The 7,339-nt window shown below is 74.7% G+C and carries 6 protein-coding genes; 1 reads left to right on the plus strand and 5 read right to left on the minus strand.

Annotation, left to right across the window (positions count from 1 at the left end):
• Positions 1-8 precede the first annotated feature (8 nt).
• The 5 genes from G6556_RS04700 to G6556_RS04720 all read right to left on the minus strand — a co-directional run bounded on the left by G6556_RS04700 (position 9) and on the right by G6556_RS04720 (position 6,573).
• Positions 9-1,280: a DUF4032 domain-containing protein gene (locus G6556_RS04700; protein ID WP_166939031.1), complete on the minus strand. Its 1,272-nt coding sequence runs from the start codon at positions 1,278-1,280 to the stop codon at positions 9-11.
• 82 nt (positions 1,281-1,362) lie between these two features.
• Positions 1,363-2,487 carry a sn-glycerol-3-phosphate ABC transporter ATP-binding protein UgpC gene (gene ugpC / locus G6556_RS04705; RefSeq protein WP_166939033.1) on the minus strand — a complete coding sequence of 375 codons (1,125 nt, stop codon included), beginning with the start codon at positions 2,485-2,487 and terminating at the stop codon, positions 1,363-1,365.
• A 157-nt stretch (positions 2,488-2,644) separates the two neighbouring features.
• Complete coding sequence (locus G6556_RS20130; protein WP_166939035.1) at positions 2,645-4,234, minus strand: PQQ-binding-like beta-propeller repeat protein; 1,590 nt, start codon at positions 4,232-4,234, stop codon at positions 2,645-2,647.
• Positions 4,235-4,243: 9 nt separating this feature from the next.
• Entirely contained in the window at positions 4,244-5,128 is an 885-nt protein-coding gene (otsB, locus tag G6556_RS04715; RefSeq protein WP_166939036.1) for a trehalose-phosphatase, read from the minus strand.
• A gap of 11 nt (positions 5,129-5,139) precedes the next feature.
• A complete protein-coding gene (locus G6556_RS04720; RefSeq protein ID WP_166939038.1) occupies positions 5,140-6,573 on the minus strand; it encodes a trehalose-6-phosphate synthase in 1,434 nt (477 codons plus the stop codon).
• A gap of 166 nt (positions 6,574-6,739) precedes the next feature.
• Between G6556_RS04720 and G6556_RS04725 the strand changes: the two genes are divergently transcribed.
• The coding region (locus G6556_RS04725; RefSeq protein WP_240933641.1) for a serine/threonine-protein kinase at positions 6,740-7,339 on the plus strand (600 nt) is incomplete at its 3' end.

Consider the following 7,339-nt stretch of genomic DNA (forward strand, 5'->3'; position numbering starts at 1 on the left):
GCCGCGGGTCAGTCCCGGACGACCGGGATGACGTCCGTGTCCTCGCGCAGGTCCGCCGCCGAGACGCCGAGGATCGACTCCTCGTCGGGGCGGTTCGGCAGGATGTCCTTCGTGTAGGACTTGACGGCCTCGCGCATCGGGACGTCGCGCTTCTGCGCCTCCGACAGGAACCACCGGTGGTCGAGCAGCTCGTGGTAGAGCTGCGCGGGCTCGAGCTTGGGGCGCAGGTCGCGCGGCACGGCCCGGACGGCGGGCTCGAACACGTCGGTGAGCCAGTCGTGCGCCACGAACGTCTCGTCGTCGTTCTGCCGGTCCATCGCGGCGACGTACTGGTCGAGGTCGTTGAGCAGCCGGCGCGCCTGGTTCTCCTGCACGTCCAGGCCGGTGAGCCGCATGAGCCGCCGCGAGTGGTGCCCGGCGTCGACGACCTTGGGCTGGATGCGGACCGTGGTGCCGTCGATGTCGGTGGTGATGTCGAGCTCGCCGACGTCGAAGCCCAGGTCGTTGAGCCGCTCGATGCGGGCCTGCACCCGCCACCGCTCGTTCAGCCCGAACGACTCGGAGCTGGTCAGCGCGCTCCACAGCTCCTCGTACCGCTCGGCCAGCGCGTCGCCGATCGCGACGGCGTCGACGTCCTCGTCCAGGAACTCGCCGGCCTGCAGGTCCATGAGCTCGCCGATGATGTTGACCCGCGCGACCTCGAGGTCGTACGCGCGCTGGCCGGGGGTGAGCTCGTCGTGCAGGTCACCGGTCTCGGCGTCGACGAGGTACGCGGCGAACGTCTCGGCGTCCCGGCGGAACAGCGTGTTCGACAGCGACACGTCGCCCCAGTAGAAGCCGACCAGGTGCAGCCGGACGAGCAGCACCGCGAGGGCGTCGATGAGCCGGGTCGCGGTGTCGGGGCGCAGGGCCTGGCTGAACAGCGCGCGGTACGGCAGCGAGAACCGTAGGTGCTGGGTGATGAGCACGGCCTCCAGCGGCTCGCCGTCGGGCGCGGTGCGGCCGGTGATGACGCCGACCGGCTCGACGCTCGGCACGTCGAGGCGGCTGAGCTGCCGGAGCAGCTCGTACTCGCGGTACGCGACCGTCTCGCCGATCTCCTTGATCGCGACGACCCGGCCGGAGAGCCGCGCGAACCGCACGGTGTGCCGGGAGATGCCGCGGGGGAGGGCGGCCAGGCGCTCCGCGGGCCAGTCGGCCAGCGGCACGTCCCAGGGCAGGTCGAGCAGGGCCGGGTCCGGCGCGGCCGCGGTGATCTGCAGGCGCGTGCGAGGGGTCATGGGTCGATTCTCCCATCCGGACGACGAAGGGGCGGGGCCGGTGCGTGCCGGCCCCGCCCCTGCGGCGTGGAGATGCTGTGCGTCAGTGCGCGATGCGCTCGCCCGAGCCGGCGTGGAACAGGTGCTGCTCGCCGGTGCGGATGCGGACGTAGATGGTCTCGCCCTTGCCGGGGACCTGGCGGGGGTCGACGCGGACGATGACCTGCGAGTCGCCGGCGCCCGAGTGGACGTCCGCCGCGCCGGCCTCGCCGACGAGCGAGCCGTACACGAACGCGTCGGAGCCGAGCTCCTCGACGATGTTCACCGACACCGGGATCGAGTCCGGGGTGCCCTGCGGGACGACGTCCAGCGCCTCCGGGCGGAACCCGATGGTGATGGCGTTGTTGTCGTCCGAGGTCAGCGTGCCGAGCACGTCGCGCGGCACGGCGATGCCGGCCGAGCCGACCTTCGCGACGCCGTCGGTGATCGGGAACGTGCCGATGTTCATGGCCGGGGAGCCGATGAAGCCGGCGACGAACACGTTGGCCGGGGTGTCGTACATGTCGCGCGGGGTGCCGACCTGCTGGAGCAGGCCGTCCTTGAGCACCGCGATGCGGTCGCCCATGGTGAGCGCCTCGGTCTGGTCGTGGGTGACGTAGACCGTGGTGACGCCGAGGCGGCGCTGCAGCGACGCGATCTGGGTGCGGGTCTGCACGCGCAGCTTGGCGTCCAGGTTCGACAGCGGCTCGTCCATGAGGAACACGCGCGGCTGGCGGACGATGGCGCGACCCATGGCGACACGCTGCCGCTGGCCACCGGAGAGGGCCTTGGGCTTGCGGTCGAGGTACTGGGTCAGGTCGAGGATCTTGGCGGCCTCCTCGACGCGGGTGCGGATCTCCGCCTTCGGGGTGCCGGCGATCTTGAGCGCGAAGCCCATGTTGTCGGCGACCGTCATGTGCGGGTACAGCGCGTAGTTCTGGAACACCATCGCGATGTCCCGGTCCTTCGGCTGGACGTCGGTGACGTCGCGGTCACCGATGAGGATGCGACCCGCGTTGACGTCCTCCAGGCCCGCGAGCATGCGGAGGGAGGTCGACTTGCCGCAGCCCGAGGGGCCGACGAGGACGAGGAACTCGCCGTCCTCGATGTGCAGGTCGAGGGCGTCCACCGCGGGACGCTCCGTGCCGGGGTACACCCGGGTGGCCTTGTCGAACGTGACCGTAGCCATGATTCATCGATCCCTTCACCGGCAGGTACGTGCCGGACGATCCGTCGTGAAGAGTGTCAGAGTGTCTTCGCTGACACGGGTCGAGGGAGGTCGGGTGACCCCCCTCGGTCCACCGACATCCAACCACACCCGGCTGACCTGCGGGTGGACGGGGCGGTCAGTTGAGGACGACGACGTCGGAGTCGCCGTAGCCCAGCAGGTCGCCGCCGTAGGGCCACACGCCCTGGACGTCGGCGGGCAGCCGGGTGGCCCACGCGGGGGTGCCGTCGGACAGGGCGAACGCCGCCAGCGCGCGCTGGGAGACCAGGGCCGGGTCCCGGCCGGCGTCCGCCCGCCCGGAGGCCGTGGGGGCGTCCCCGACGGCCAGGCCGGCCTGCGCCAGCGCGTCCGGGCGGGCGACCACCAGGACGTGCCGGCCGTCGGTCATCACCGAGGCGCCGTCGCCGGAGACCTCGACGACGGTCCGCCAGAGCTCCCGGCCCGTCGCGACGTCCAGTGCCCACAGCCCGTCCGTGTCGGCGCCGTAGAGGGTGCCCTCGAGCAGCACCGCGGCGGGGTCCGACCAGCGCGGGTGCGGGGAGGACCACACCTCGGCCCCGGACTCGGCGTCCACGCCCACCAGGACGCGCCCGTCGGCGGTCGAGCTCGCGACGAGCTCCACGCCCGGGACCGAGCCGTCGTCCACCGACAGCCACAGCGGCTGACCGGGCAGGTCGGTGAGCGGCTCGCCGTCGTCGTCGAGCAGCCGCGCGCCCCTGCCCCCGCTCGCCAGCAGGTGGCCCGTGCGGGACACCGACAGGTAGTCGGTCCCGGAGGCCTGCAGGCGCCCGTCCTCGGCGTCGAACGCCCAGGACCCGAGCTCGCCCTGCACCAGCACCCGGCCCGGCGCGACGGACACGCCCGGCGGGTAGAACAGCCGGTCGGCCGCCCCGGGGTCGACCAGCGGGACGTCGGTGCGCCACAGGGGCGCGGCGGCCCCGTCGTCGACGGCGGCCCGGTCGGCCGCGGTGTCCCAGGCGCTGACCCGCAGGGTGCCGTCGGTGATCGACGCGAGCACCTGGAGGCGGCCGGCGCCGCCCCAGCCGGACATGGGCGCGACCTGCCGGGTCGCGCGCAGCGCGCCGGTGGCGGCGTCGAGCGCGACCAGCCGGGCGGCGCTCGGCGCGGCCGGCGACCAGGTGCCGGAGTCGTCCGCCGCGTCCGCCGGGCCGCGGTCGAGGACCAGGCAGCGGATCGTCGCCACCGGCTCGGCGTCCGGCACGCAGGTCGGGTACTCCATCCCGACGTCGGGCTCGGCCCGCCCGCCGTCCTCCAGCGAGGTCGACCAGACCTGGGTCCCGTCCCGGTCGAGCGCGACGAGCTCGCGCGCGGCGTCCCACGGGGGCGAGGCGACGCCGACCCGCAGGTCGCCCACGGGGATGCCGGACAGCACGACCGAGGCCGTCTCCTGGCTGTACCGGTGCGCGGCGGGCAGCCCGGGCGCGACCGTCCGGAGCACGCCGGCGACCTCCTGGCGGGCGGCGACCCGGTCGTCCTCGCGCGCGTCGAGCACGGCCTGCGTGCCCACGACGGCGAGCGCGGCGACCACGGGGACCGGCCACCAGCGGCGCACCGCGCGCCGTCGGCGGGCGAGCAGGCGGGCGCGCGCGGCCTCGGCCTCGGGGTCCTCCGCCTCCGGGGCCAGCGGCAGGTCGGTGCCGACGTCGACCAGCTCGACGTCCTGCATCGGCTCCCGTCGCCGCCCCACGACCGGAACCTACGCCCGGGGGGTCGCCCCGCGCGCGGTATCGGCTTCCCCGGTGCGGCCGTCCCCGCCGGGGTCGGCCGCCGCGACGTCCGCCGCCAGCGCCGCCAGCAGGCCGGCGAGCGCCTCGGGGTCGGGCACGCGGTACCGGGCGGCGGTCGGGCCGTCGCCGACCTTGACCGTGAGGTCGTCCGGCCCGAGCGCCTCGAACGCGTGCTCGTCGGTCACGTCGTCGCCGGCGGACAGCACCGCCCCGGCGCCCAGCTCGTCCCGGAGCGCCACCAGCGCGGCGCCCTTGTCGGCGTCGAGCACCGACACCTCGACCACCTTCTTGCCGTGCAGGGTCACCGACCCCAGGCGCTGGCCGACGCCGAGGGCCTCGCGCTCCGCGGCCTCGCCGGTGCCGACGTCCGCCATGCGGGTGTGCACGACCACCGCGGCGGGCTTGGTCTCGACCCAGACGCCGTCCCGGCCGCGCGCGACCGCCTGCATCTCGCCGCCGAGCCGGGTGAGCCGGTCCGACTGGTCGTCGGTCAGGGTGAGCACGTCGCGGTCGAGGCCGTGCTCGCCGACCCGGGCGCGCTCGGCCCCGTGGCTGCCGATGAGCACCGTCCCGGCGGGCACGTCGGCCAGCCGGTGCAGGTCGGCGGCCGGCCGGCCGGACACCAGCGCCAGGCGCACGGCGCCGGGGTGCGCCGCCAGGTCGCGCAGCGCGGCCACGGCCTCCGGCAGCAGCCGCGACGCCTCCGGGTCGTCCTGCAGCGGGGCGAGGGTGCCGTCGAAGTCGAGCGCGACCAGCAGCGGCCGGCGGGCGGGGTCGGCCACCACGGCGCGCAGGGCGGCGCGGAGGTCGTCGGTGCCGGCGGGGTCGCCGGTCCGGGTCGGTGCTGCGGGCACGGCGGGACTCCTCAGACGTGGCGCTCGCGCACCGGGACGGCGGACAGCACCGACAGGAACGACTCCGACCAGTGCGCGACGTCGTTCTCCAGCACGCGGCGGCGCAGGCGGCGCATCCGCTTGCGGGCCTCGCGCGGGTCGATGTTCGCGGCGTGCTGGATCGCGTTCTTCAGCCCGGCGATGTCGTGCGGGTTGACCAGGATGGCCGCGCCGCCGAGCTCGTCCGCCGCGCCGGTGAACTCGCTCAGCACCAGCGCGCCCCGGTCGTCGGACCGCGCGGCGATGTACTCCTTGGCCACGAGGTTCATGCCGTCCCGCAGCGCGGTGACCAGCATGACGTCGGCCGCCAGGTACAGGGCCGCCATCTCCTCCATCGGGTAGGAGTGGTGCATGTAGTGCACGGCCGCGTGGCCGAGCTCGCCGTGCTCGCCGTTGATCCGGCCGACCTGCGCCTCGACCTCCTCGCGGAGCTGCTGGTACGCGCCGACGTTCTCCCGGCTCGGCGAGGCGACCTGGACGAGCGTCGACTCGGGCACGGTCATCCGGCCGTCCTCGAGCAGCTCCTCGAACGCCTTGATCCGGTGCCGGATGCCCTTGGTGTAGTCGAGCCGGTCGACGCCGAGCAGCAGCACCTCCGGGTCGCCGAGCTCCGCGCGGATCTCCTTGGCCCGCTGCTGCACCTCCGGGGTGCGGGCGAGCCGGTCGAACGCCTTGGAGTCGATGGAGATCGGGAACGCGGCCGCGCGCACGTGCCGCTCGACCCGGCCGTCGCCGTCGGTCAGCGTGATCATCTGGCCGCGGGTGGTGCGGTCGGTCAGCCGGCGGACCACGCGGACGAAGTTGGCCGCGTCGCCGCCGCGCTGGAACCCGATGAGGTCCGCGCCGAGCAGGCCCTCGACGACCTGGAGCCGCCACGGCAGCTGGGCGAAGATCTCCAGCGGGGGGAACGGGATGTGGTGGAAGTAGCCGATCCGCACGTCCGGGCGCAGCTCGCGCAGGAACTTCGGGACCAGCTGCAGCTGGTAGTCGTGCACCCACACCGTCGCGCCGGGCGCGGCCTGCGCCGCCGCCGCGTCCGCGAACCGGCGGTTGACCCGCTGGTAGGCGTCCCACCACTGCCGGTGGAACGTCGGGGGCTGGATCACGTCGTGGTACAGCGGCCACAGCGTGTCGTTCGAGAAGCCCTCGTAGTAGAAGCGGAGGTCGTCCTCGGTGAGCTTGACCGGGACCAGCCGCATGTCGTCGGCGTCGAACGGCTCGAGCTCCAGGTCGGCCGAGCCGCCCCAGCCCACCCACGCGCCGTCGGACCGCTGCACGACGGGCTCCAGGGCGGTCACGAGGCCGCCGGGCGAGCGGGTCCAGCTCGGTGCGCCGTCCTCGCCCACGGTCACGTCGACCGGGAGGCGGTTCGCGACGACGACCAGGTCATAACCAGCAGATTCCACTGAAGTTCAGCTCCTTGGTGTCGCCTCGACCTTAACGTGACCGAGCGGCGACCGCCCGGGGAGTCGCGCGCGAACCGCGGCGGTCGGCGCGAGCCGTCCGGGTGCCTTCACAGGTCCCGCCGCGCGGCACCACGACCCCCGCCCGGCGGGCGGCTACCGTGCCCGCATGGAGCGCATCGGGCTGTCGCCGGGCGCCGAGATCGGCGGGTACACCATCCTCGCGCCGCTCGGCTCCGGCGGCATGGGCACGGTGTACCGGGCGGTCGACGGCGGCGGCACGCCGGTCGCGCTCAAGCTGCTGCACCCGCACATCGGCGCGGACCCGTCCTCGCGCGAGCGGCTGCGCCGCGAGGTGCTGGCGCTGCAGCGGCTGCGTCACCCGGGGGTCGCGGCCGTGCTGGACGCGGAGGCCGACTCCACCGAGGCGTTCCTCGTCACCGAGCTGGTGCCGGGCGCCGACCTCGCCGAGCACGTGCGGCAGCGCGGGCCGCTCGACGCCGCCGCGCTGCACCGGCTGGCCGACGGGCTGCGGGACGCGCTCGGCGCCGTGCACGCCGCCGGGGTGGTGCACCGCGACCTCAAGCCCAGCAACGTGCTCGTCACCCCCGACGGGCCGGTGCTCATCGACTTCGGCATCGCGCAGTCCGTGGACGAGACCCGGGTGACCTCGACGGGGTTCGTCGTCGGCCCCCCCGGCTACCTCGCCCCCGAGCTCGTCGACGGCGCCGAGCCCACCCCGCCACCGACTGGTGGGGCCGGGCCGCGC

Origin of the sequence: Cellulomonas sp. IC4_254 (assembly GCF_011603975.1) — a bacterium.
Lineage (GTDB): Bacteria > Actinomycetota > Actinomycetes > Actinomycetales > Cellulomonadaceae > Cellulomonas.

What these genes read in the sequence shown, in the direction of transcription:
- G6556_RS04700 (WP_166939031.1), bottom strand. Translation starts at nt 1,280, where the DNA reads ATGACCCCTCGCACGCGCCTGCAGATCACCGCGGCCGCGCCGGACCCG.
- ugpC (WP_166939033.1), bottom strand. Translation starts at nt 2,487, where the DNA reads ATGGCTACGGTCACGTTCGACAAGGCCACCCGGGTGTACCCCGGCACG.